The organism is Bacteroidota bacterium (assembly GCA_039714315.1).
Classification (GTDB): domain Bacteria; phylum Bacteroidota; class Bacteroidia; order Flavobacteriales; family JADGDT01; genus JADGDT01.
The window spans coordinates 1-25,186 of record JBDLJM010000017.1 but is presented as its reverse complement, the minus strand read 5'-3'; the positions used below and the strand labels follow the sequence as shown (position 1 = coordinate 25,186).

Sequence of the window (25,186 nt, the reverse complement as noted above, 5' to 3'; positions counted from 1 at the left end):
ATAAAATATAAAACTTCAGTAAATAAATAATCACCTATAATTAATCAAAAAAAAAATGAAGATTAAATTTTTCACCTTATTATCAATAACTCTATTTAGTTTAACAGCTTTCTCACAAAGTAAACATGAAACTGTAGTAGAACTACTTGGAAAAACCGGATCAACAGAGCAAATAAAGCAATTCGATGCGATATTTGAAGCACAGGCTGCTGCCAAGAAATCTTCGTTTAAGACTGAGGAGGACTTTCAGAAGTTCAATTCAATAATGAAATCAGGATTAAACTCTAAAGATGCCGAAAAATACATTATAGAATACTTTGAACTGAATTCAAACGAAGACAGTTTAAAGAAAGTAATTTCGATATATGATAATCCTCTAATGAAGGAGTTTAACAAAGTGGAACTTGAAGCTAATGATCCAAAAAATCAGCAGGAACAAATTGCATTTTTTCAGAATATGCAAAATAACCCTCCTTCACAGGAAAGAATTCAACAGTTAGTAACACTCAACAATGAACTTGGAACATCTGAAATGTTGGTTAATTTGTTAAACAATGTGGTTCTTGCAATGATAAAAGGAGTTAATTACAGTATGCCAAATAAGGAGCAAATATCACAAGAAGAAATCAAAAACAGGTTGAACGAATCACTACCCGCAGATTTCTCCCAACAAATGACAAATCAAATTATTGCAATGTCACTATATACGTATAAAGACATAAGCGATGAAAAACTGGATGAATACATTAAAATATGGGAAAGCCCAATTGGGAAGTACTATATTAGCCAGATGTTCGGAGCTTTTGACTATTCATTTTCGAAAATGGGTAAAAATATTGGAAAATCTTTCACAACGCTGACTAAATAAGACATCCATAATATTATACAGTTAAGCCTTCATGAATAACTACCTTCCAATGAAGGCTTAATTTATTATTACCTTTCCCCTGCAATATTTTTTTTCTATGAGTATCATAGAGGAAATAATCACAAATCTGACTATGTTTAAAAAAATCTTACCGATACTACTTATTATTATCTCACTTATTTCATGCCAAAATGTTTCTAAAGGCGACAGAATATCAGTATTCGAAACTTCTGTAAACTCTTTAAAAAAAGCTTATAATATAGAGCATAAAGAAAATGTTTTAGAATGGAGTGTTGATACGTTAAACAACGGAGATTTAATATTGAAATTAAAATCGACAGATGAAAACATACTGAAGGAAGCTGTAAAAATAGCATCTACCCTGGAGTTAAAATATGAGGCATTATTATTAACTGCAGGCGATTCAACTGAAGCACCCTGAGGTACAGTAATGAAAGTTTAACCGCAAAGTACACAAAGGATCGCGCAAAGAGCGCAAAGTATAAAAAACGTGGAGTATCACAAAAAACTCGTCAACTCCTTCAAGTTTGTAATTTGCCTAACATTCGCGTGCAGCTCATTTTTCTGATCCATATTGAAATATATGGCCGGCATTTTCGAATTCAGTGCTCCCAAAATATCTGCTTCGTAATTATCGCCAATCATCAAACTTTCGTGCGGTTTAGCACCGGTTTTCTCCAAAGCATATGAAAAAATTAAAGGATCCGGCTTTTTTACACCAATAGCTTCCGAAGTTATTACCTCATCGAAAAACACCTCTATATTCGACATCTTCAACTTTGTAAACTGTATCTCCTCAAAGCCATTTGTAATAATATGCAGCTTATATCTTTCGTTTAAATATTCTAAGGCTTCCATTGCATGAGGAAAGAGGTTTGTTTTCCTGGGTGAAATACTCACATAAGCATATGCCATATGATTTGCAACCCCCAAATCACTAATCCCAAAATGATCTAATGCATCGGAAAACCTTCTTATACGCAGTTCGTTTTTTGTGATTTTATTTTCTCTATATAATTTCCACATCAATACATTCAGCGGCTTATATACATCAAGAAACTCGTCAATAGTAAACCTAAAATCACAATACTCCCTGCATTGCGAAATAATTTCACCCAGAGCTTCCTCTGAGTTCTTTTCAAAATCCCAAAGTGTGTGATCTAAATCGAAAAAAATGTGTTTTACGTTTCTATACGGCATTCTTATTTAACATTTAGTATTTAACATTTAGTATGTAGACATTAGATTTTAGACTTTGCCACAACAGTAAACAAACTTTATCCTTCAATATTTTATCCAAGCAAAGTGTGGCAGGCTTCATTCTTTCCTCTTTTATCTTTCCTCTTTTATCTTTCCTCTTTTATCTTTGATCTTTTTTCTTTTAGCTCGCTGGCACTTCGTTTTTCAACGGTTGCTCGCTGAAGCTCCTTCGTCGCTTTATCTTTTTTCTTTTATCTTTTTTCTTTCCTGCCTGACTGAGTCACGCAGGCAGGTATCTTTTTTCTTTGATCTTTCCTGCCTAACTGAGTCACGCAGGCAGGTATCTTTGATCTTTATTCTTTAATAACTACCTCAGACCTGTTGTAAACTTTTACATTTGCAGGAACGCCATGGGTTAGCCAAACGTTACCTCCGATAATTGTATTATCTCCAATAACACTTTCTCCCCCTAAAATTGTAGCACCGGAGTATACTATTACATTATTGCCCAGAGTAGGATGCCTCTTTGTATCCGACATATTTTTATCTACACTTAAGGCTCCTAAAGTTACATTCTGGTATACCTTAACATTCTCCCCTATCTTACATGTTTCTCCAATAACAATTCCGGTACCATGATCTATACAAAAGCTTGAGCCTATTGTTGCCCCCGGATGGATATCTATTCCCGTTTTACTGTGAACACCTTCGGTGAGAACCCTTGGAATATAAGGAACATTCAACAGATGTAATTCATGTGCCAGCCTGTAAACTGCTATTGCATAAAAACCCGGATATGTTTTAATAACCTCTAACTCATCATTAGCTGCAGGATCATTATTGGCAATTGCGGTTGCATCTTTCTTTATTTCCTCATAGATATCAGGGATTTTTGAAAAGAACTTTTCTACAATTTGCTCGCAGGAATCTTTCAAAAATGGTTTAACCTTTGATACAAGATGAATAAACTCTATTTGCAATTCTTCAAAATCCAATTCCAGCTCCCGTTGCATCATATATTCCTTCGAACATCGTTCCGGAAATAAAAGCTTCAACAACCTGTCAGAGAGCTCAATAACTTTCTCCAGATGAGGGTTCTCTTCTATTCTCCTGTGATTTTCGAAAAGCTTTCCATAAAACTGTGACATAATAGAAAAAATTACAAGTTAGCATTGATAATTTGCTTTACAAATGTAATGATAGATTGCCTCAATAATCTATAATTTTACATTAATCTTAACCGCCATAAATTACTACATTTGCACACTTAAAAAATGAAAAAATGAGTGCAGCGCCATATAAAAAATATCTTGACAGTAAGTGGGTTAACAAAAAACTTCAGTCGTTAAACCTGAAAGAAAAAATTGGACAATTATTTATTGTTGAAGCATTCTCTACTGATATAGAATCTGAAAATGTATACAGGGTTATAGAGAGCATTAAAAAATTCAATATTGGTGGTATCACATTTTTTCAGGGTAACATAAAAAATCAGGCTTATCTGACCAATAAATTTCAACAAGAGGCAAAAATACCAATCTTTATAAATATCGATGCAGAGTGGGGTCTTGGAATGCGACTTGACGATGCTGTAACCTTCCCGTACAACATGGCATTAGGAGCTATTGAAGAAGATTCTCTTATATATGACTATGCAAAAAATTTGGCAAAACAGCTTAAAAGAATTGGTTCACAAAGTCCTCTGGCTCCGGTTGTAGACATTAACAACAACCCTGAAAACCCTGTTATTAATTACAGGTCATTCGGCGAAAACAAATATAGGGTTGCCAATAAAGGAGTAGCATTCATTAAAGGCCTGCAGAGCGAAAATATACTGGATAATGCCAAGCATTTCCCCGGTCACGGAGATACTGATACTGACTCTCACCTTGGAATGCCGGTATTAAACCACAGCTTTGAACAAATAGACGAAATAGACCTATATCCGTTTAAAAAAATGATTGAGGCCGGAGCATCAAGTATCATGTCGGCTCACCTACATATTCCTTCAATTGACAACGAAAAAGATATTCCGGCTTCACTTTCGAAAAAGGCAATAAATGAATTGTTAAAAGAAAAGCTTAATTTCAAAGGTTTGGTTATCAGTGACGCTTTCGATATGCAGGGAATTACAAATTTCTACAATGCCGGTGAAGCAGACCCTATTGCCATTTACGCAGGTAATGATATGATTTCACTAAGCACTGATCTGGAAAAAGCAATAAATAAAATTCACTCTGATGTTCTCAACTCTAATATTTCCGAGAAATATATAGAAGATAAATGTCGTGAAATTCTCGCCGTAAAACAATGGATGAAACTGGATAAAATACAGAATGTAAAGCTCGAAAACATAGTTGAAGAAATCAATAATGAAGAGAGCGACAGATTAAACGAAAAGCTGGCCGATGCAGCAACTACATTATTGAAATACAACGGAAAAATTTCAGTAGATAAAAATAGTTCAACTGCATTTCTGTACATCAGCAATAAAGATATTTCACTTTCAAAATGGGCTCAGATCCAACACCATCAACAGGCAGCAGTACAGAGAACATATACAAACAGCTTTGCAGAAAGCTTAGTTGATAGTTTCCCTAATAACGATCATTTCTCATGGAATACTGAAAATGAAATTTCTGCACTGAAAAAAATAGTCGGAGATATAAAAAATCATGACAGGATTGTAATATCAGTTCACGGTTTAAACATAAAGCCAATTAATAATTTTGATATTCCGGTTCAGGCATTACCGGTTCTAAAAGAGTTATTCTCAAGTAAAAAAGTAACTTTTATTCTATTTGGAAATGCTTATGCCTTAAACCATTTCGAAAATGTTGAAATGGCAGAAAACATAATTATTACATATCAGGAAAATGAATTTTTCCATAAGTCTGTTTCAGATCTTTTAATCAGAGGAAAACACCTTTCGGCAACATTACCTGTAAGTGTAAACGAACATTATAAAGAAGGAGATGGGGTAAAAGGTTTTGCTAATTAATATCAAATAAGTTTATGGCAACACTTTTTTTCAAAATGTAAAGAATCTCCCCATTTTCCAATTTCAACTTTATGGCCAACTCTTTCCATCTGCAGGTTAATAGCTGCTAAGGTATCATCGTGCGATTTAAGATCGGTTTTCTTATTATAAAGTTTATAGCTCTCTTTAAAATCTACGGCTGTAAGATTTGGCATAATAATATTTGCACCTACTTTAATCCCTTCCTCTCTGGCTCTTTCCGTCAATGTTTGAAGAGCCGTTGTAGAAGCTATATTAATATCATTCATCAAAAGTCTTAAAAGCGCAATCATCTTCAAACTCAAATCAATTCTACTTTCTTCAGATGGAATTTTATGAGCAAGTTTTGCTAATGGCGTATCAGGACTAACAATATATGGTCCCATTCCACACATATCAATATCGAAAGCTTTCATAAAAAGTAAATCATCGGCTAAATCTTCCAAAGTTTGATTTGGTAAACCAATCATAACTCCTGTACCTACCTGAAATCCAATTTCTTTTAGTTCTTTAAGCTTTTGTAGTCTGGTTTCAAAAGAATGATTTTCGTTTCGGGGATGTATAGTTTCGAACAGCTCTTTACTAGACGATTCTATTCGCAGTAAATATCTGTGAGCTCCCAAATCAAACCACTTTTGATAAGTTGATTTTTCCTGCTCGCCCAGTGATAGTGTAATTCCTAATTTATTCCCACTCTGCTCTTTTGCATAAATAAGAGCATTATTGATCGTTTCTATAAACTCTTCATCCTTACATTCTCCGGCTTGAATTACAATAGAAGAATATCCTTTATTTATGGCTGAATCTATTGTTTTATTTACTTCTTCCTGAGGAATTGTATATCTTTTTGGGGATGAATTACTTTTCCTTATTCCGCAATACAAACAGTCTTTTTCGCAGTGATTGGAAAATTCTATCAGGGCACGCAAATAAACTATATTTGCGATATGTTCTTCTTTTACAGCTGATGATTTAGAAAACAGTAATTTCCTGTCATTACCTTCCGACTGAAGAAGTTTGACCAGATTTTGTTTTGTGTAGTTTTCGGTATTTAATATTTTTTGAATCATTTTTTCAGATAATATGATTAACTAATCCTATAATCCTTTAATCTCTTATTCCGGCTCTCTCAGTCTCTATAGCAAAAAACGGTTTAATCGCTCTTTCAAAAATACCGTTTACATAAGCTATCGCCATCCCGTAATTAGTAACAGGTATTCTTGCATCAATAGCCGGTTGAATTCTGTTTTGTAACTGCTTTTTTGTTACTACGCAACCTCCACATTGTACTACCAGAGAGTATTTTTCTATATCTTCTTCGGGAATATCAAATCCTGAAATAAACTCATAGTCTAATTTTTTACCGGTAAAATCAGTCAGCCATTTTGGAATCTTAAATCTCCCGATATCGTCACAACTTACCTGATGAGTGCAAGATTCAAGTATCAAAACTTTATCTCCGTCACTTAGTGACGAAATCCTGCTTGTACCGCCTAAATAATGATAGAAATCGCTTTTCAGCCTTGCAAAAAGAATTGAAAAACTCGTTAGTAAAGTATCTTGCGGAACCATCTTTGATACATAGTCAAACGCCTGACTATCGGTAACAACCAAATCAAATTTCATTCCCCACGACATTACATCGTACAATTCACTTTCTTTTACAACCACGCAAATAGAGTTTTCGTCCAAAACATTACGAATAGCCATAACCTGAGGCAGGATCATTCTACCTTCCGGAGCTTCAGAATCTATCGGAGTAACCAACAAAACAGTGCTCTTTTGTTTCAACAAACCATCAAAAAGAGCTTTGTTTTTATAGGCTGTTTCGGGAATTGTTTTTTTGAAATCTTCAATTACAGCTTCTTTATCTTTTTTATTAAAAGTTGAAATTTGCAGACATTCAGAACCTGTTTTTTCTTTAATATTAAGTAAAAGTTCCGGATGCAATACATCAACATCAACCTTATTGTGAATAATCAAAAAAGGAACTTTCTTCTTTTCGAAACTATTAAGCAGATCAATTTCAAATTCACCGAACAGGTTCCCGGAAATAATCAATACAGCCATATCTATCAGGTCAATAGCTTTTATTGATTTTTCAATACGCTTTTTTCCTAATTCGCCTACGTCATCAATCCCGGCAGTATCAATAATAACAGCAGGTCCTATTCCAAAAATTTCAATAGATTTTTTCACAGGATCAGTAGTTGTTCCGGCTTCAGGAGAAACAATAGAAGTTTCCTGCCCGCTCAAAAAGTTAATAAAAGAACTTTTTCCGGTATTTCGTCTGCCGAAAATTCCTATGTGTGGTTTTATGTCTTTAGGTTTTTTCATGTTATTAGTGATTCTATGAAACAGTAATGCAGTGAAACAGAATAATCAATAAACCTCTTTTACTCTTCTACTCCATTACTCATCTACTCTTTTACTAATCTAAAAATACAAATCTCTCTCTCCTTCTTTAACCAACTCCAATCGTTTTTCAACTTTCGATTTTAATTTTGGTTCTAAATCAATCAAATTCTTGTCTATCAAACTCCAACCTTTATCTTTCGATTCCGGTCTGGCATAATCTTCTACATATTCTGCCAATGTTAAAATCGCATTTGGAGTACAGAACTTTTTGATAAAGCCGGGAACCGAGAATTCCATAAAATGCTCACCGGTTCTACCTGCTCTGTAACAGGCAGTACAAAAAGAAGGCAGGTAATCAGTTTCAATCAATTCATCAATAACATCTGCTAACGAACGCTCATCGTTTATCTGGAACTGCTCATTATTTAATTTTTGCTTTTTTAATGTATCCTCCGCATAAGCTCCCATTTCTATTTTGGTACCGGCATCAACCTGTGAACATCCAAACTGTAAAACTTCTTTTCTTATTTCCTGTGGCTCACGCGCCGTAAGAATCAATCCTGTGTATGGAACCGCTAATCTTAATATCGCAACCAGCTTCGTAAAATCTTCATCACTTACCAAATGTTCTTCTGAAACATTATTTTCCAGAGCATCCTGAATACGCGGGAAAGAAATAGTATGCGGACCAACATTATAACAAGCCTCCAGGTGATTGGTATGACGTACCAGCCCCATTACTTCGAAACGCCAGTCGTACAAACCGAATAGAGCACCGATACCTACATCGTCCAATCCTGCTTCCTGTGCTCTGTCTAATGATGTCAATCTGTTTCCGAAATCAGCTTTTTTACCTTTTGTATGGTATTTTGAGTAGGCCTCCGTATGATATGTTTCCTGAAAAACCTGGAAAGTTCCAATTCCGGCTTCTTTAACTGTTCTGAAACCTTCAATATCCAGTGGTGCAGCATTGATATTTACACGTCTGATTTCGCCATTTCCTTTCTTTACTTTGTAAACAGCTTTTACATTTTCAGCAATAAATTCCGGTGAATAGTTTTTGTGCTCACCATATACCAAAATCAAACGTTTATGACCATTATCTTCTAAGGCTTCAACATTTTCCACTAACTGCCGGTTGTTCAGCGTAACTCTCTTCGCTTCCTTGTTCGAAGCTTTAAAACCACAATATTCGCAATTGTTTGCGCATAAATTACCAACATATAATGGAGCAAATAAAACTATTCTGTTTCCATATACTTTACGTTTAAGCAATCGTGCGCCTTCTTTAATTTCTTCTACTAAACCAGGGTCGGTAGTTTGTACTAAACTGGCAACTTCTGCTAAATTCAATCTTTCTTTAGATATTGATTTTGCAATAATTGCCCTTATATTTTCAGCACTGGTATCGGCATTGTCAATGAAGTCCCATAATTCATCTTTATCGATGAATTCTTTCATTGGCTCATCCTTAATTTTATATTCTTGTGGTATGAATTTCATTCTTTTTTCTCTTTACTATCACTTAACCTGAATGACGTTACTTATTCCTCATCCTTATACTCTTTCAAAATCTTTTTCACCTTATTTGGCGAAACATGACCATAAGTTTTATCTCCTATCATAACAACCGGAGCCAATCCACATGCTCCCACGCATCGTAAACTACTCATAGAAAACTTACCATCTTCGGTTGTTTGACCAAGATCGATTCCTAATTCACGATTAAATTCATCTATTAATTTATCAGCACCTCTTACATAGCAGGCTGTTCCGGTACAAATAGAAATTGGGAATCTCCCTTTAGGTTTCATAGTAAAGAAAGAATAGAAAGTAACTACTCCGTATACTTTCGAAACCGGCATATTAATTTCCATTGCAATTGCTTCCTGTACTTCGGCAGGCAAATAACCAAAGTAGCCCTGACAGGCGTGAAGTATATTTATCAACTCTGAATGTTTACCATTAAAACCCTTGCAAATTTCTTTTATTCGCAATTGGTGCTGTAACTGTAATTTATCTTTTTCACAAACTATTGACATAATTCTAATGTTTGGAGTTTGGGGTTTGGGAGTTGATGTTTGGGGCTATTAACCGCAAACATCGAACATCAAACCTCAAACAATATTTTTAATCATTAACAATCTCTGGTCCGGTGGCACACTTATTAAAATAATTAGTATGCAACAGATGGTGTGCTTTCTCACTCATCGGAGCTCCCAGAAAATCTTCATAAACCTTTTTTACGGCCGGATTTAAATGAGATTTTCTCTTAGCTTTACCTTCGTCTTCTCTATAAAGTGCCTGAGCTCTTTTCTTAAGAATACCAGAATCACCGTGGTGATAAGGCTGTCCGCCTCCACCAATACATCCACCCGGACAAGCCATAACTTCAATCGCGTGAAATTCTGATTTCCCTGAACGTATATCTTCAAGCAGCTTGCGTGCATTTCCAAGTCCGTGAGCAATACCTATTTTTATATCTAATCCGTCAAAATCTATCGTTGCTTCGCGTATACCTTCCATACCTCTCAACTGTTTAAACTCAACGTTTTCCAGCTCTTTCTTAGTGTGAACTTCGTAAGCTGTACGGGTAGCGGCCTCGATTACACCTCCTGTTGTTCCGAAAATAACACCGGCTCCGGTTGACTCTCCCATAGGTTGATCGAAATCTTCTTCCGGCAGATTTACAAGGTTCATGTTAGCTTGTTTCATCAGCTGTGCCAACTCACGGGTTGTAATAGAGTAATCAACATCAGGATTTTCATCTACTTTAAACTCATCACGTTGAGCTTCATATTTTTTGGCCAGACACGGCATGATAGAAACCACAACCATATCTTTTCTATTGATTTCAAGCTTATCCGCAAAATATGTTTTGGCAATAGAACCAAAAATCTGTTGAGGAGAACGTGCCGTTGATGGTATATCTAACATATCGGGAAACTGAGTCTCGAAGAAATTTACCCAACCCGGACAACAGGAAGTGAGTATTGGCAATTTTACATCTTTATCACCGGCAAGGTGTTTACCCAGCCTGTCAAGCAACTCAGTACCTTCTTCCATAATGGTAACATCGGCAGCAAAATCGGTATCAAAAACATAATCGAAGCCTAAAGCCCTTAGCCCTGAAACCATTTGACCGGTAACTAAATTACCCGGTTCCATACCAAACTCTTCTCCAAGAGCCGCACGTACTGCCGGAGCAGTTTGTACTACAACAGTCTTCTTAGGGTCTGATATAGCTCTGATAACATTATTTGTATGATCAACTTCAGTTAATGCAGCGGTAGGACAAACAGCAACACACTGACCGCAATAAGTACAGGTTGTATCCTCCAAATCCATATGGAAAGGTGTACTAACCACTGACTCAAATCCACGTCCTACTGCGTGTAAAGCACCCACTGTCTGCACCTCGTTACACATAGTTTCACACTTACGGCACATGATACACTTATCCATATTTCTAACAATGGAAGGCGAAGTATCAAGTCGGTAAGTTGACATTTCATAAATCTCCTGATTAGGAATTTCGCGAACTCCTAATTTTGCTGCCATATCCTGCAAATCGCAAACACCGTTTTTGGCACAAACCAGACAATCTTTAGGGTGATCGGAAAGAATAAACTCCATTACTGTACGTCGTGCATTAATAACACGCATTGTACTGGTTTTAATTTTCATTCCTTCGTAAACATCTGTGGCGCATGAAGGTGCTAAATTTCTTCTCCCTTCAATCTCAACAGTACAAACCCTACAACCGGCAGGCTTATTTTCAACATCCAAATCGTGAAGATTCATATGACAAAGAGTTGGTATATCAATCCCCAGAGATTTGGCTGCTTCCAATACAGTAGATCCTTCTTCTACCTGTATTTTTTTATTATCTATTTCTATATTTATTTTTCCCATGATAGTTATGCGATTAGCTCAATTGATTCGAAATGACACTTATCCATACAAGCTCCACATTTAATGCACAAATCCTGATTTATAATATGAACTTCTTTTTTGCTTCCGGTAATTGCACCGGTAGGACAAACTCTGAAACATGCAGTACATCCAACACAGTCATCTTCGCTGATCACATATTTCAACATCGATTTACACTGTCCTGCTCTACACTTATTATCATCAACATGTTCAACAAATTCATCCCAGAAATTATCCAGAGTAGATAAAACAGGATTTGGAGAGGTCTGTCCTAAGCCACATAATGAAGAATCTTTTATTACCTCACTCATATTTCTAAGCAAGAACAAATCATCACGAGTTCCTTTTCCATTTGATATTTTTTCAAGGATTTCAAGAAGTCGCTTATTACCTATTCTACATGGTGCACATTTCCCGCATGATTCCTCTACTGTAAATTCAAGATAGAATTTGGCGACTGAAACCATACAGTCGTCTTCGTCCATTACAATCATTCCTCCGGATCCCATCATAGATCCAATAGCCAATAGGTTATCAAAATCTATATGTGTATCTAAATGTTCCTCTGTTAAACATCCTCCGGAAGGACCTCCTGTTTGTACGGCTTTAAATTTTTTACCGTCTTTAATTCCTCCCCCAATATCAAAAATCACTTCCCTAAGAGTTGTACCCATAGGCACTTCTATTAAGCCTACATTATTTATTTTACCGGCTAAGGCAAAAACTTTCGTTCCCTTCGATTTCTCGGTACCGATACTTGAATACCACTCTGCACCTTTATTTATTATAGCCGCAATATTAGCCAGTGTTTCAACATTATTCACATTTGTCGGCTTATCGAAATAACCTCGTTCGGCAGGAAATGGAGGTTTTAGAGTAGGTTCCCCTCTAAATCCCTCCATAGAATGTATTAACGCTGTTTCTTCTCCGCATACAAATGCTCCTGCACCGTATTTTAACTTTATATTAAAGCTAAAATCCGATCCCAAAATATTATCTCCGATCAAACCAACTTCTTCTGCCTGCTTAATCGCTATTTTCAATCTTTCGATAGCCAAAGGGTATTCTGCCCTGATGTAAATTAATCCTTCATCTGCTCCAATTGCATAGCCGCAAATTGCCATTGCTTCTAATACCGAATGCGGATCTCCTTCAAGTATCGATCTGTCCATAAAAGCTCCCGGATCCCCTTCATCTGCATTACAAACAACATATTTTTTTTCGCTTTCCGATTTCGCAGTAAGTTCCCATTTCAATCCGGTTGGAAAACCTCCACCACCTCTTCCTCGAAGTCCTGATGCTTTTATAGTATTGATTATGTCGTCAGGTTTCAACTCAAAAACAGTTTTCCCCAGCGCTTCATAACCATTGCGAGCTACATATTCTCCAATATTTTCCGGATCGATAAAACCACAGTTACGTGTAGCTATACGTATTTGTTTTTTGTAGAAACCCATCGATTTTGATTCATCAATAGTTTCATTAGTAGTAGGATCCTTATAAAGTAAACGACTTATTTTTCGTCCCTTTAAAACATGCTCTTCTACAATTTCTTTAGCATCTTTAGGCTTTACCTGAGTATAGAAAGTATTATCGGGCAGTAATTTAACTATCGGTCCTTTTTCACAAAATCCGAAGCATCCGCTTTCCACAACTTTAACGTTTTGGTCTAAATCAAAATTTTTCAATTCCTCTTTCAACCGGGCTGCTAATATTTTACTTTCAGAGGCTCTACATCCGGTTCCTCCACAAGTAAGTATATGCTGATTTATCTTTGTCATTATCAATAATTAATTTGGCAGAAATGTGAATTTTATTCCACAACTTATTCCCATATCATTTTTTTATTTACCACTAAAAATTAAATAGTTTTATAACTCTCAGGTACAATCCCATCCACCAGCTCTCCGTGCTTTATATATTTCTCAATTATCTCATCTGCTTTAGGAATATCGACCTTACCAAATACAACAGGACTTTTCCCGGGAAGCGTAACCATAATAATAGGCTCGGCATATTTGTAGCCCATATCACCCGTTTGGGTCACAATGGCCTTTACTTCACGTTTTGGCAAAACCTCTGCGAAAAAGTTAAATACTTCGCGTGCACCTGAGGCAATTCCACTGGTAGCCATTCCAACTTTTACCTGAACTACAGCATCCGGGCTTTCTGCATTTTCGCGTAGTTCAATCGAAGATTGCAACTGATCTCTCAATTTTCGCAAATCATTTAAGGATTTAATCTTTGTCATCTCTCAAAGTTTATGTGATAAATATTACACAACAAATGTAACTAAGGATACATAAGTGTATAAATGACATTTACTGTTTTTCTAAGTGACATTTGTTACTTTTAAACATGTACTAATGTCATTTTTGTTACATAGTAACTTTTGTAACATTGTTTAATGTATACTAAAAGTTAAATATGTCGCCCGAAAAATTGATAAATATACTTGAAGGTAATCCTCTGAATATTGCTGTTAATAGTGCTACATCATTAATAACAGTAGTGGCTTCAGACTTAATGAGTGATGTATTAACTCTCGAAAATGAGCCTGATATTCTTATAACCGGGCTTGCAAATACTCAAACTATACGAACAGCGGAGATGGCAGATATTCCATTTGTAATAATTGCGAAAGGAAAGAAAGTTTCGGAAGAAATCGTAGAATTGGCCCGCGAAGGAAACATTTCTCTAATTTCTACAAATTTGTCAGTTTACAGGTGTTGCGGAATATTATATTCGAATGAAATAAAAGATGTTTTTTGATATGAGCGGAATAAATTTTAAATATAAAATTGAAGGGGGAGATTTCGCCAATGCCGGAAAAGCATCCAGTGAAATAAAAAGGACATTAAAGCAATTAAACATCCCGCCAAAAACTATTAAAAGAGTGGTAGTTTCGTTATATGAAGCCGAAGTTAACATTGTAGCTCATGCATATAAAGGAAATATTGAAGTCGACATTAATTCAAAAGATATTTCTATCGTATTAAATGATGAAGGTCCGGGAATTGAAAATATTGAAAAAGCGATGGAAGAAGGTTTCTCCACTGCTTCTCCAACAGTAACAAGTATGGGATTCGGTGCAGGTATGGGGCTTCCTAATATAAAAAAGAATTCTGATTATTTAAATGTAGAATCTAAAGTTGGAAATGGTACTAAAGTTACTTTAAAAATAGATCTGACAACAGTATAAAACAAATTAATAAAATGAACACTTCAGCCAACTCATTGTATCACGCCATACATATTAATACTGATAAATGTATTGGGTGTTCTCATTGTATAAAAGTTTGCCCTACAGAAGCCCTGCATATCTGGAATGGACATTCTAATCTAAACCCTGAGAGATGTATTGATTGCGATGAATGTTACAGAGTTTGTCCCGTTGGAGCTATTAGTGTAGAAGATGACGGTTTGAACCAAATTAATAATTTCAAAACTAAAGTTGCTTTGATACCCTCTGTATTCATGGGACAGTTTCCTCAGGGAATTAAAGCGAGAGAAGTTTTTAAAGCAGTACAGGATCTGGGCTTTACCTATGTTTATGAGGTTGAGGAAGGATCGCAACTGGTAGAAAAACTTTTTACTGAAAAAATAAACAGAAAAGAATCTCTGCCGGTTATATCTTCGTTTTGTCCGGCGGTTTTGAGGCTTATTCAGGTTAACTTCCCACAATTAACCGAAAATATAATGAACATTGAAACTCCCGTTGATATAACTGCCACATCTATCCGGAAACAACTGAAAGACAAAGAAGATGTTGGCATTTTTTACTTCACACCATGTTCTGCAAAAATAACATCCCTCAAAGCTCCCATCGGAGGAAGTAAATCTGCTCTTGACGGTGTAATAAATATGGATATTGTCTTCAACGAAATTCTATCAATTCTCACTAAAAAGAACACGGTAAAAAAAAGGCATAAAAAAGAAATCACAAACAATGCAATAGAACCCGACCACATTTTATGGAGCCTATCAGGAGGAGAGATAAAAAATCTTCCGGGAACATGTTTGTCTATTGACGGTACAAAAAATATTATCTCCTTTCTCGACAAAATTGAAACTCAGGGATGCAATGAGATCGACTTTTTAGAAATGAAAAACTGCGATCAGGGTTGTGCCGGAGGAATTTTAACTCCTCAAAACAGATTTCTAACTGCGCAAAGATTAAGAAACAGAGCAAAATATTACACAGAATTCTACAGCGAAAACCCTGAAGAAAAACCTATTAATCATACCAGTGATGTATCGTATGAAGATGTAAAAACCAACAAAATTGAACCAAGATCAATAATTAAATATGATTCTGATCCTCTAAAAGCACTGGCCAAGATGGAAAGAACTCAGGAGATTTTTAAAATCCTACCCAGTTTAGACTGTGGTGCCTGTGGATACCCTTCATGTAAATCATTAACAAGAAATATAATTGAGGAAAAAGCAAGTATTGAATATTGCTTTGTAATTCAACGTAAACTTGAAGAAAAACAAGGTCTGGATCATAAGAAAAGTAAGGAAATCCTTGAAGATATCTGGGGGAAGAATAAATTTAAAAAACACTAAACAGCAATGACAGTAAGCGAAATTGTAAACAAACTTAATCTGAAGGTTTTTAACAAAAATGCCGATTTATCGCCGGAGGTTAAAGACGGATTTGCAGGTGATTTGTTAAGTCATGTAATGGGAAAAAGCGATGAAGGTCAGGTGTGGATAACGGTTCAAACCCATAAAAATGTGTTGGCCGTAGCTTCGCTTAACGATCTTAGTGCCGTTATACTTATCGATGGACAAACTCCGGATAAAAATATGCTGGAAGCTGCCGAAGAAGAAGGAATTCCAATCCTTGGCAGTAACAAAAGTGCTTTTGAGATTGGAGGTATGCTTTACGAAATACTTAGAAAATAAAAACTAAGTACACTATGAAATTCAAAGCTGATCTACACATACATACAGTCCTCTCTCCATGCGGAGATATTGACATGAGCCCTCCAATGATAATTGATCAGGCTTTGGTTAAGGGTTTAGACATTATAGGAATCAGCGATCATAACTCCACAAAAAACGCATTAGTTTGTAGAGATATCGGGAGTAAAAACAACATTTTTGTAATGATGGGTGCCGAAGTAACATCGAAGGAAGAAGTACATTGTCTTTGCTTTTTCCCTGATGAGAACAGGCTTTCAGAATTTCAGAAATACCTTGATAAATTTATCAATAAGAAAGAAAACAATCCTAAGTTCTTTGGAAATCAACTTATAGTAGATGAAAGGGAAAATATAATGGGGGAAGAAAAACTACTCCTGATACAATCAATCGATCAAAGTGTTTTCGAGATAAGCGAAAAGGTAAAATCGCTCAAAGGAATATTTATCCCCGCTCATATTGACTCTCACAGAAACAGTATTGGCTCACAACTGGGTTTCATTCCTGACGATTTAGAATATGATGCCATTGAAGTTGTCAATAAAGAAAATCTTTCCAAACACAAAAATAAATACAAAATTCCACCTGATACATTTATCATATCATCATCCGATGCGCATTATTTAAGTGATATCGGAAAAAGGTACACAGAATTGGAATTAGAAACTCTGAGTTTCCAGAACATAAAAAAGGCTATGCTTTAAAAATGAAAGAATTGTCACTACATATTCTCGATATTGCGATGAACTCGATAAGAGCAGATGCCGACATCCTGGAAATTACTATAGATGAAAACACTGATAAGGACCTTCTCTCGATCAAAATTACCGACAATGGTTGTGGTATGGACAGTGAAATGCTAAAGACCGTAACCGATCCTTTCATAAGTTCGCGTACAACAAGAAAAGTAGGATTAGGTATCTCTCTTTTTAAAGCTAATGCCGAAAATTGCAATGGCAGTTTTTCAATAGAATCAAAACTGAATTTAGGTACGGTAGTAAAAGCCCAATTTCAACTTTCGCATATTGACAGACCCGTTCTCGGAAATATAGCATCGGTAATTTCTATGCTCTTTTCATCTCATCCCGATATCAATATATATTTTGGATATAAAAAAGAAAACAAATATTACTCAATAAAAACACAGGAAATTAAAGATGAGCTAAATGGAATATCTATTCAAAATCCTGAAGTAAAGTTTTTGATTGAAGAAATAATAGAATCAGAATTAAATAATATGGATATAAAATCCTAATTATCCGACATCGCCAGTTTAACCATTTCGGAATACACATTTCGCCAACCTTCCCATTCTTCATCCCTGCCTAAACTGTCATTGTGAAACAGACTGACAAACTTGCCATTTGTTATTTTGGCAAAAGCTATAATCCTGGAAATTTCATTTATTGCCTCCTCTTTCGAAAGTTTAAGCTCATTCTTCATTGCATAATCACTAACAGCATAAGGGTGGACCTTTAACGGGGTTTGAAGCTCCAAATCCAAATCATAAAAATAGAACGATTCAGATGTTGATGCCCTAAAACCAATATTATCAGCAAAGCCCATGGAATAATCATTATTGATCTCGTTGTCTAATAAATTCCGGTAAGTTTCGGGCAACTGAAGCTTAATATAATGTTGTCTGGACCCATTTGCTTTATAATTTATAATATCCTCTAACCTCTCTTTCTCTATCTTAAATTTTTTAGGTTCAATATTTGAATAATAACTTGGATGAAAACCAATATATGCCCTATCTCCTACCGATTTAATTAATGACCTGAAATCAGCCCTGTGATATGAAATATTCCTGTCGTACCTTGTATAATTTGCGAGTAAGAAGAAATACCTCATCCTCATTTTATATTTCTTCTGTAACCTTATAAGGAAGCTAAAACTATCGAATGGATCTTTCCGTAAATTGGCTACACTTAAAGCCCTATCATATAATTTCGTAAATCTAAGTAATGACAGATCTGCTAAGGTGCTTGAAACTCCCCTAATCAAACCTTTCATTTTGTACTTATATGCCTGTCCAACATCAATTGTTGATTCAAACCTGAATTTTTTGGTATTACCTTCCTTTAAGTCAAACCTCTCTGCCAGAATTTCATATAAGCGATTTACCCATATGTCAACAACAGGGGTTTTAATAAATCCATTTTTATAAGCAACACTTTCTACAGAAGAAAACCTGTTATGATTATCGCGGATATGTGGCAAATATTCTTCGAATCTGGTTAACAAATAAAAACTCGCTCCAAAAATATCAAAAGGCATTGCTGATTTTTCTCCAACCTGAAAAAATATCGGAACATCATCCCATTTTGTCACAACTATATCCATATCATTTAATCCCTGGTCAAATAATATTTTATGACTCTGGAAAAACAACTCATTCCCCAATGGTTTTCGAGAATACGAAATCTTAGCACCTTTATGAGCTATAAACTCATCTACCCCTGATGTAAAACCAACTTCTACATCTAAAAAACCTTGAAAAATTTGTTTGAATATATATCTTATTCTTGGAGTGATCTTATGGGTATAGATTAATAGCATTGCTTATATGACAAAATTAATGACTTTGGAAATTCATGATAAATATATGAATTGATTGGCAGAATGATTCGTATTACCTTATATGTTTTATATTTTTCGTGTCTTTTCCCATAATCAATAACCTAACCCCAACTAAGTACACCTCTAACCCTTTAACTTCAAAATACTGACAATCTGATAGTTATAAAGTCAATAGAAAGAATATTCCTTGTCGGAATTTTAAAATATCGTTATATTTGTTAGGAGGCCGTTAGTTTTAACATTTTTCTTTTTAAAGTATCTTTTAAACAATCAAATGGAATGAAAAAATACATCATTAAATTATTTGTTGGTTTAGCTCTTATATCTCTTTCAAACTGTGTGATGTATAAAGACCCACCGGCCACTCAGGATTTAGCAGAAGAAAGTTTACCTACTGATTTTGAAATTCCAACAGAATGGACTGCCGTAAAAAAAGATACAACTGATGTAAAAGAAGATTGGTACAAAGTTTTTAACGACACTATTCTAAATTCTCTCATAAATGAAGCATTAGATACTGTTAATCCCTCTATAAGATATCAACTGGCAAATATTGATATCAAATCAGCTAACGTAGATATAGCAAAAGCAGGAAGAAGTCTATTTATCGATTACAATGTTGCGTATACAGGATCTACTGTCGTAAATGGAGATAGCCAATACAACGTGGGGCTATATGCACCAATTCGTTGGGAAGCAGATTTATGGGGACGGATAAAAGCAGGTGTTTTAGCTGCAAATGAAGCCGTTATTGCCCAGATAAAAAACTATAGCTACACCAGACAATCTATTGCAGGAAATATATGTAACCTCTATTTCGATATATCTACTACAAAAAAGGCTATTAAGGTTGGAAATGACTACATAAAACTAAATCATAATTTAGTAGAAATTCTAAAAGTAAAACAGGATGTGGGTATCAGCGATATAAAAGATGTATATCTGGCTGAAGCTCAATACAACTCCATAAAGTCAATCATTGAGGAATTAAAAAATTCACTACAGATTCAAACTCGAGAACTGGAAGCAATTTTAGGTCGCTATCCGGAGGGAAATTTGGATATAAACTGGCTTAGCAACGACTTAATTCCGATAAAATCGATCAGCGATCCAATTAGCTTAATAAGGCGGCGCCCTGATATACTAATGAACGAATCACAAGTAAGAAGTGCCTTCTATATGACCGAACAGGCAAAACTTGCTAAATACCCCAATTTGGTTCTTACTGCAACTCCGGGTATTTCAAGTGCAAGCACCCTGGTACTTGGAACAGGAGCATCATTGCTTGGGCCAATACTAAACGGAGGTTTAATAGAAGCAAATATCAGAAAAGCAACTGCAACCCAAAAGGCAAGTGTATCTCTCTATGGATTAAGTATAATAAATGCACTGAAAGAGGTTGAAAGCTCTATGGATTCAGAATATATCTTATTCGAACGAAGAAAATATACCGAAAAATATGTCGAAGAATCCAGGAATGCTTACGATGTTGTTGTCACTCAATTTGAAGAAGGTAAAATTGATATAATAAACACTCTTTACCTACAATCAAGACTACTCGTTGCTGAATTTGATTTAATTAAAAACACTCAGGACATATACAAACAAAGAGTTAAACTTTATTTAGCTCTTGGCGGTGATATAACAGAATATTAACTTTTAAATAAATTATTAATAAGATGGATGTATTAAACGGTTTTGCCTTAGGCATATTAATTTTCCTGTTTATAGGTGGAGTATATTTGATAATTTATATTCATGATATACCTTACAACATTGCAAAAAAACGAAAACATCCACACCTCGAAGCCATTCATATGGCCGGTTGGATAAGTCTGATCTTTATGCATGCCATTTGGCCCTTACTCTGGATATGGGCATATTTATTTACACCGGATGCCAATGACTATAGTGATTCGGATGAAGATGCAGATATAGAAGAAATAAAAGACAAGAGGGGGGAAATCGAGGAGTTGACTCAGGAAGTAGCTATCCTAAAAAAAGAAATGAAATCTCTGGCCGCACAAATTAAATCAACTGATAAATAGAAAAGAATGGAAACGATTATTTTATTAACATATAGTGGAATTGTTTGGTTGATTTTCAAGGTCTTTAAAGTAAGTGTCAACAAATGGACGGTTACAACTGCAATTTTGGGCGGATTCGCTATGTTAGGATCAATGGTTGTCATGATGAATTACAATCACCCCTATACTTCTAATGCACGTGTTTACTTTGTGACGACTCCAATAATTTCGAACGTAACAAGCCAGGTAACAGATGTAAAAGTTAAAGAACAATCTTATGTAAAAAAAGGAGATACACTTTATACTCTCGACTCCACAGTTTTTGCAACCAAAGTAAAAGATTTAAAAGCACGGTTAAGCCTGGCAAACACACGCCTGCAACAATCGAAACGTTTATTAAGAGCAAAAGCGGGTAGTGCTTACGATGTAGATCTTTACTCTGCAGAAATAAGACAACTAAATGCACAACTTGAAGAAGCTCTTTGGAAAGTAAGTCAATGCGTAATAAAAGCGCCTACAGACGGACTGGTATCTCAAATTAGGGTACGTCCCGGTATGCGTTCGGTAGAGTTTCCTTTACGGCCATTAATGTCGTTTGCACATAATGAAAGATTTGTTGTTGGAGCCTTTCCACAAAATCCGGCTCAAAGGCTAAAAATTGGAGATGAAGCCGAAGTCATTTTTGATGCTATTCCCGGAAGAGTATTTACAGGTGAGGTTGTTAGAATCGGTGAGGTGATTTCTCAGGGTGAGTTACAGGCATTTGGTACTCTTAATAACTTCGATACTCAGGCAATTCATATTCAGGGATCTATACCATACGTAATTGAACTTACTGATGACACTTCCGAATACTTTATTCCCGGTGGTGCAAAAGCCCAAATGGCTATATATTCCGAATATATGGAGCCGGTTAAAATAATGAGGAAAGTTTTATTAAGAACCAAAAGTTGGTTGAATTATTTATTTGGAGAGCATTAATAACAAAACTTTATAGGAAAACTATCCTATAAAGTGCATAAGTTTAAAATATCAGGGTTTAACTTTCTTTTAAGTTGAACCCTTTGTTTATTAAATTTCAATTTTCACTTACAACATATTTTCATCGGCGAAACTAAAATATTTATCATCTCCCATAATTAAATGATCCAGCAAACTAATATCCAAAATATCAGAAGCTTCTTTAATTTTTTTTGTTAAGCTGATATCTGCCTGTGAGGGCTTAATACTTCCCGAAGGGTGATTGTGTACTAATATCATCGAAGTTGCCGAAAGTAATACCGCTCTCTTCAAAATTAACCTGACATCTACAACTGTTGATGTCAAGCCACCCTTACTTATGTTCTCCTTTCGCAAAATCTTATTACTGTTACTCAAAAACAAACACCAAAACTCCTCATGTTCAACATCCCGTAACTGATAACTAAAAAGGTCGAAGATCTTCTTACTGCTGCTAATAATAAGACTATCTTCATCAGCCGAAAACTTTCGTCTCCTGCCTATTTCAAGAGCCGAAAGTATATTAATTGCCTTCGCCTCTCCTACCCCGTTGAAATTCACTAGTTCCTCAACACTCAACCTTGCGAGCTTTGTATAACTTCCACTCACACTTGCCAGTATTCTCTTTGCCAGATCTAAAGCCGATTCGTATCTGCTTCCGCTTCCTAATTGAATAGCCAATAACTCAGCATCCGACAGGACACTTCTTCCTTTTAATATGAATTTTTCACGCGGGCGGTCATCTTCTGCCCAGTTTTTTATTGAACTGTTATTACGGTAATTGCTCATAACTTTGGGTATAAGTTGGTTGCTATCTTAAAGATAAGATTTTTTTACATAAAAAATATACTCCTAACAAAAACGAGGGCTCCACTTTGAGTGGAGCCCTCGCTATATAAAAAAATCTATTCATCCGATGACTTAAAGTCATCGGAATGAATTATTACTTAACTTCTTCGAAGTCTACATCCTGAACATCGTCAGCTCCTCCTTCTTGTTGAGCACCTGCACCTGCACCTGCACCTGCATCAGGTCCCGGTTGCTGAGCACCACCTTCCTGTTGAGCCTGTGCAGCAGCCTGATAAAGAGCTTCAGAAGCTTTTTGAAGTTTTTCCAAAGAAGCATCAATAGCATCTAAATCCTGTGCAGAGTGAGCAGCTTTCAACTCAGCCAAAGCATCTTCGATTGGCTTTTTCTGATCATCAGAAAGTTTATCTCCACTCTCTTTAAGCATTTTCTCAGTTTGGAAAACTGTAGAATCAGCCTGATTCAGTTTATCAGCTTTTTCCTTAGCTTTTGCATCTTCATCAGCGTGAGCTTCAGCATCAGCTTTCATTTTTTGGATATCTTCGTCAGATAACCCTGATGAAGCCTCTATACGAATATCTTGTTTCTTACCTGTTGCCTTATCTGTTGCCACAACGTGGATAATACCATTTGCGTCAATATCGAAAGTAACTTCAATCTGAGGTACTCCTCTTGGCGATGGTGGAATTCCATCTAAGTGGAAACGACCAATAGTCTTGTTTCCTGAAGCCATCTGGCGCTCTCCCTGCAATACGTGAATCTCAACAGATGGTTGATTATCAGCTGCAGTAGAGAATGTCTCTGACTTTTTAGTTGGAATAGTTGTATTGGCATCGATCAATTTAGTAAATACACCTCCCATTGTTTCAATACCTAAAGAAAGTGGAGTTACATCAAGAAGCAATACATCTTTAACATCTCCAGTAAGTACACCTCCCTGAATTGCAGCACCAATTGCTACAACCTCATCAGGGTTTACTCCTTTCGATGGAGCTTTTCCGAAGAACTTCTCAACTTCTTCCTGAATTTTTGGCATACGTGTAGAACCACCAACTAAAATTACCTCATCAACATCAGAAGCAGAAAGACCTGCATCCTTAAGTGCTGCTTTACATGGATCCATTGAACGCTTAACCAAATCGTGAGTAAGTTGTTCGAACTGAGCACGTGTTAAAGTTTTAACAAGGTGCTTTGGACCTGATGCTGTTGCCGTAATGTATGGCAGGTTAATCTCAGTCTGAGTAGATGAAGAAAGCTCAATTTTAGCTTTTTCAGCAGCCTCTTTCAAACGCTGGTGAGCCATTGGATCTTGTCTTAAATCAATACCTTCAGCACTGTTAAACTCATCAGCTAACCAATCAATAATATGATCATCAAAATCATCTCCTCCTAAGTGAGTATCTCCGTTTGTAGAAAGCACTTCAAATACACCATCTCCTAATTCAAGAATAGAAATATCAAATGTACCACCACCTAAATCATAAACAGCGATCTTTTTATCTTCGTGTGCTTTATCTAATCCGTAAGCCAATGCAGCAGCAGTTGGTTCGTTTATAATACGACGAACTTTAAGCCCTGCAATCTCTCCGGCCTCTTTTGTAGCCTGACGCTGAGAGTCATTGAAATAAGCAGGAACCGTAACTACAGCTTCTGTAACTTCCTGACCTAAATAATCCTCAGCAGTTTTCTTCATTTTCTGAAGAATCATTGCCGAAATCTCCTGTGGAGTATACATACGACCATCAATATCAACACGTGGTGTGTCGTTATCTCCTTTAACTACTTTATAAGGAACTCTTGAAACTTCGTTTGGAACTTCCGAGAACTTGTCACCCATAAAACGTTTAATAGAATAAATAGTTTTATGTGGGTTTGTAACAGCCTGACGTTTTGCAGGATCACCAACTTTTCTCTCCCCACCTTCAACAAAAGCTACGATAGATGGCGTAGTTCTCTTTCCTTCAGCATTTGCGATTACTACCGGATCGTTTCCTTCCATCACAGAAACACAAGAGTTGGTAGTACCTAAGTCAATTCCAATTATTTTACTCATTTTATATAATATTAAATTTTAATTCAGTTTTTAAACTCGATTCCTAATATTCAAGTTCTGTGCCAAGCCAAAAGTTTTTAATTTGAAGTACAAATTGTCAGAAATAGAGGCAAATAACATGACACAGGCTGTCAATAAGACAGGAAAACAGCTCTTTTTTAGACAGATAACTGTTCAAACAGTCATGCCCCCTTCCATCTTTCATCTTTCATCTTTTCTCTTTCCTGCCTGACTGAGTCACGCAGGCAGGTATCTTTTCTCTTTTGTCTTTCCTCTTTTATCTTTTCTCTTTCCTGCCTGACTGAGTCACGCAGGCAGGTATCTTTTCTCTTTTATCCTTTGTCTTTCATCTTTTCTCTTTTGTCTTCCATCTTTTGTCTTTCCTC

24 protein-coding genes are annotated in these 25,186 nt (G+C 35.8%); 12 read left to right on the top strand and 12 right to left on the bottom strand.

Annotated features, from left to right (window positions below):
- Positions 1 to 55: 55 nt before the first annotated feature.
- Entirely contained in the window at positions 56 to 868 is an 813-nt protein-coding gene (locus ABFR62_03535; GenBank protein MEN8137481.1) for a hypothetical protein, read from the top strand.
- Positions 869 to 965: 97 nt separating this feature from the next.
- Entirely contained in the window at positions 966 to 1,310 is a 345-nt protein-coding gene (locus ABFR62_03530; GenBank protein ID MEN8137480.1) for a hypothetical protein, read from the top strand.
- Positions 1,311 to 1,387: 77 nt separating this feature from the next.
- Here the strand turns inward: ABFR62_03530 and ABFR62_03525 are convergent, their stop codons facing one another.
- Both ABFR62_03525 and ABFR62_03520 read right to left on the bottom strand, forming a co-directional pair.
- On the bottom strand, positions 1,388 to 2,089 hold the full coding sequence (locus ABFR62_03525; GenBank protein MEN8137479.1) for a YjjG family noncanonical pyrimidine nucleotidase: 702 nt from the start codon (positions 2,087 to 2,089) through the stop codon (positions 1,388 to 1,390).
- A gap of 353 nt (positions 2,090 to 2,442) precedes the next feature.
- Positions 2,443 to 3,237: a serine O-acetyltransferase gene (locus ABFR62_03520; protein ID MEN8137478.1), complete on the bottom strand. Its 795-nt coding sequence runs from the start codon at positions 3,235 to 3,237 to the stop codon at positions 2,443 to 2,445.
- A 134-nt stretch (positions 3,238 to 3,371) separates the two neighbouring features.
- On the opposite strand from ABFR62_03520, the gene ABFR62_03515 reads away from it, so the two are divergent.
- Entirely contained in the window at positions 3,372 to 5,090 is a 1,719-nt protein-coding gene (locus tag ABFR62_03515) for a glycoside hydrolase family 3 N-terminal domain-containing protein (GenBank protein MEN8137477.1), read from the top strand.
- 2 nt (positions 5,091 to 5,092) lie between these two features.
- On the opposite strand, the gene hydE is transcribed toward ABFR62_03515, so the two are convergent.
- The 7 genes from hydE to ABFR62_03480 form a co-directional block, all read right to left on the bottom strand.
- Positions 5,093 to 6,178 carry a [FeFe] hydrogenase H-cluster radical SAM maturase HydE gene (gene hydE, locus ABFR62_03510; GenBank protein ID MEN8137476.1) on the bottom strand — a complete coding sequence of 362 codons (1,086 nt, stop codon included), beginning with the start codon at positions 6,176 to 6,178 and terminating at the stop codon, positions 5,093 to 5,095.
- A 37-nt stretch (positions 6,179 to 6,215) separates the two neighbouring features.
- Positions 6,216 to 7,445, bottom strand: a complete 1,230-nt coding sequence (gene hydF, locus ABFR62_03505) for a [FeFe] hydrogenase H-cluster maturation GTPase HydF (protein ID MEN8137475.1) — start codon at positions 7,443 to 7,445, stop codon at positions 6,216 to 6,218.
- 99 nt (positions 7,446 to 7,544) lie between these two features.
- Entirely contained in the window at positions 7,545 to 8,969 is a 1,425-nt protein-coding gene (gene hydG / locus ABFR62_03500; GenBank protein ID MEN8137474.1) for a [FeFe] hydrogenase H-cluster radical SAM maturase HydG, read from the bottom strand.
- 41 nt (positions 8,970 to 9,010) lie between these two features.
- Positions 9,011 to 9,508, bottom strand: coding sequence for an NADH-quinone oxidoreductase subunit NuoE (nuoE, locus tag ABFR62_03495; GenBank protein ID MEN8137473.1), 498 nt, complete (start codon positions 9,506 to 9,508; stop codon positions 9,011 to 9,013).
- 88 nt (positions 9,509 to 9,596) lie between these two features.
- Complete coding sequence (locus ABFR62_03490; GenBank protein ID MEN8137472.1) at positions 9,597 to 11,381, bottom strand: NADH-dependent [FeFe] hydrogenase, group A6; 1,785 nt, start codon at positions 11,379 to 11,381, stop codon at positions 9,597 to 9,599.
- Between the two features lie 5 nt (positions 11,382 to 11,386).
- Positions 11,387 to 13,183, bottom strand: coding sequence for an NADH-quinone oxidoreductase subunit NuoF (locus tag ABFR62_03485; GenBank protein MEN8137471.1), 1,797 nt, complete (start codon positions 13,181 to 13,183; stop codon positions 11,387 to 11,389).
- 80 nt (positions 13,184 to 13,263) lie between these two features.
- Positions 13,264 to 13,653 (bottom strand): (2Fe-2S) ferredoxin domain-containing protein, encoded by a 390-nt coding sequence (locus ABFR62_03480; GenBank protein ID MEN8137470.1) that lies wholly within the window; start codon positions 13,651 to 13,653, stop codon positions 13,264 to 13,266.
- Between the two features lie 176 nt (positions 13,654 to 13,829).
- Here ABFR62_03480 and ABFR62_03475 point away from each other — a divergent pair, with 176 nt between their 5' ends.
- From ABFR62_03475 to ABFR62_03450, 6 genes are read left to right on the top strand one after another with little or no spacing between them, the layout of a single operon-like run.
- The gene (locus tag ABFR62_03475; protein ID MEN8137469.1) at positions 13,830 to 14,174 is read left to right on the top strand and encodes a DRTGG domain-containing protein; all 345 of its coding nucleotides are present in this window, start codon (positions 13,830 to 13,832) and stop codon (positions 14,172 to 14,174) included.
- A gap of 10 nt (positions 14,175 to 14,184) precedes the next feature.
- Entirely contained in the window at positions 14,185 to 14,604 is a 420-nt protein-coding gene (locus ABFR62_03470) for an ATP-binding protein (protein ID MEN8137468.1), read from the top strand.
- 14 nt (positions 14,605 to 14,618) lie between these two features.
- Entirely contained in the window at positions 14,619 to 15,971 is a 1,353-nt protein-coding gene (locus ABFR62_03465; protein ID MEN8137467.1) for a [Fe-Fe] hydrogenase large subunit C-terminal domain-containing protein, read from the top strand.
- A 6-nt stretch (positions 15,972 to 15,977) separates the two neighbouring features.
- Entirely contained in the window at positions 15,978 to 16,313 is a 336-nt protein-coding gene (locus ABFR62_03460; protein MEN8137466.1) for a DRTGG domain-containing protein, read from the top strand.
- A gap of 14 nt (positions 16,314 to 16,327) precedes the next feature.
- On the top strand, positions 16,328 to 17,035 hold the full coding sequence (locus ABFR62_03455) for a histidinol-phosphatase (protein ID MEN8137465.1): 708 nt from the start codon (positions 16,328 to 16,330) through the stop codon (positions 17,033 to 17,035).
- A gap of 2 nt (positions 17,036 to 17,037) precedes the next feature.
- A complete protein-coding gene (locus ABFR62_03450) occupies positions 17,038 to 17,586 on the top strand; it encodes an ATP-binding protein (protein MEN8137464.1) in 549 nt (182 codons plus the stop codon).
- On the opposite strand, the gene ABFR62_03445 is transcribed toward ABFR62_03450, so the two are convergent.
- Complete coding sequence (locus ABFR62_03445; protein MEN8137463.1) at positions 17,583 to 18,893, bottom strand: polysaccharide deacetylase family protein; 1,311 nt, start codon at positions 18,891 to 18,893, stop codon at positions 17,583 to 17,585. The genes ABFR62_03450 and ABFR62_03445 overlap by 4 nt on opposite strands.
- A gap of 300 nt (positions 18,894 to 19,193) precedes the next feature.
- Here ABFR62_03445 and ABFR62_03440 point away from each other — a divergent pair, with 300 nt between their 5' ends.
- Genes ABFR62_03440 through ABFR62_03430 form a run of 3 tightly spaced genes read left to right on the top strand, consistent with a single transcriptional unit; the run spans position 19,194 to position 21,922 of the window.
- A complete protein-coding gene (locus tag ABFR62_03440; GenBank protein MEN8137462.1) occupies positions 19,194 to 20,570 on the top strand; it encodes a TolC family protein in 1,377 nt (458 codons plus the stop codon).
- Between the two features lie 23 nt (positions 20,571 to 20,593).
- Positions 20,594 to 20,962 carry a DUF3302 domain-containing protein gene (locus ABFR62_03435; protein ID MEN8137461.1) on the top strand — a complete coding sequence of 123 codons (369 nt, stop codon included), beginning with the start codon at positions 20,594 to 20,596 and terminating at the stop codon, positions 20,960 to 20,962.
- 6 nt (positions 20,963 to 20,968) lie between these two features.
- On the top strand, positions 20,969 to 21,922 hold the full coding sequence (locus tag ABFR62_03430; GenBank protein MEN8137460.1) for an efflux RND transporter periplasmic adaptor subunit: 954 nt from the start codon (positions 20,969 to 20,971) through the stop codon (positions 21,920 to 21,922).
- A gap of 108 nt (positions 21,923 to 22,030) precedes the next feature.
- On the opposite strand, the gene radC is transcribed toward ABFR62_03430, so the two are convergent.
- A complete protein-coding gene (gene radC, locus ABFR62_03425) occupies positions 22,031 to 22,729 on the bottom strand; it encodes a DNA repair protein RadC (protein MEN8137459.1) in 699 nt (232 codons plus the stop codon).
- A gap of 154 nt (positions 22,730 to 22,883) precedes the next feature.
- On the bottom strand, positions 22,884 to 24,800 hold the full coding sequence (dnaK, locus tag ABFR62_03420) for a molecular chaperone DnaK (protein MEN8137458.1): 1,917 nt from the start codon (positions 24,798 to 24,800) through the stop codon (positions 22,884 to 22,886).
- Positions 24,801 to 25,186 lie beyond the last annotated feature (386 nt).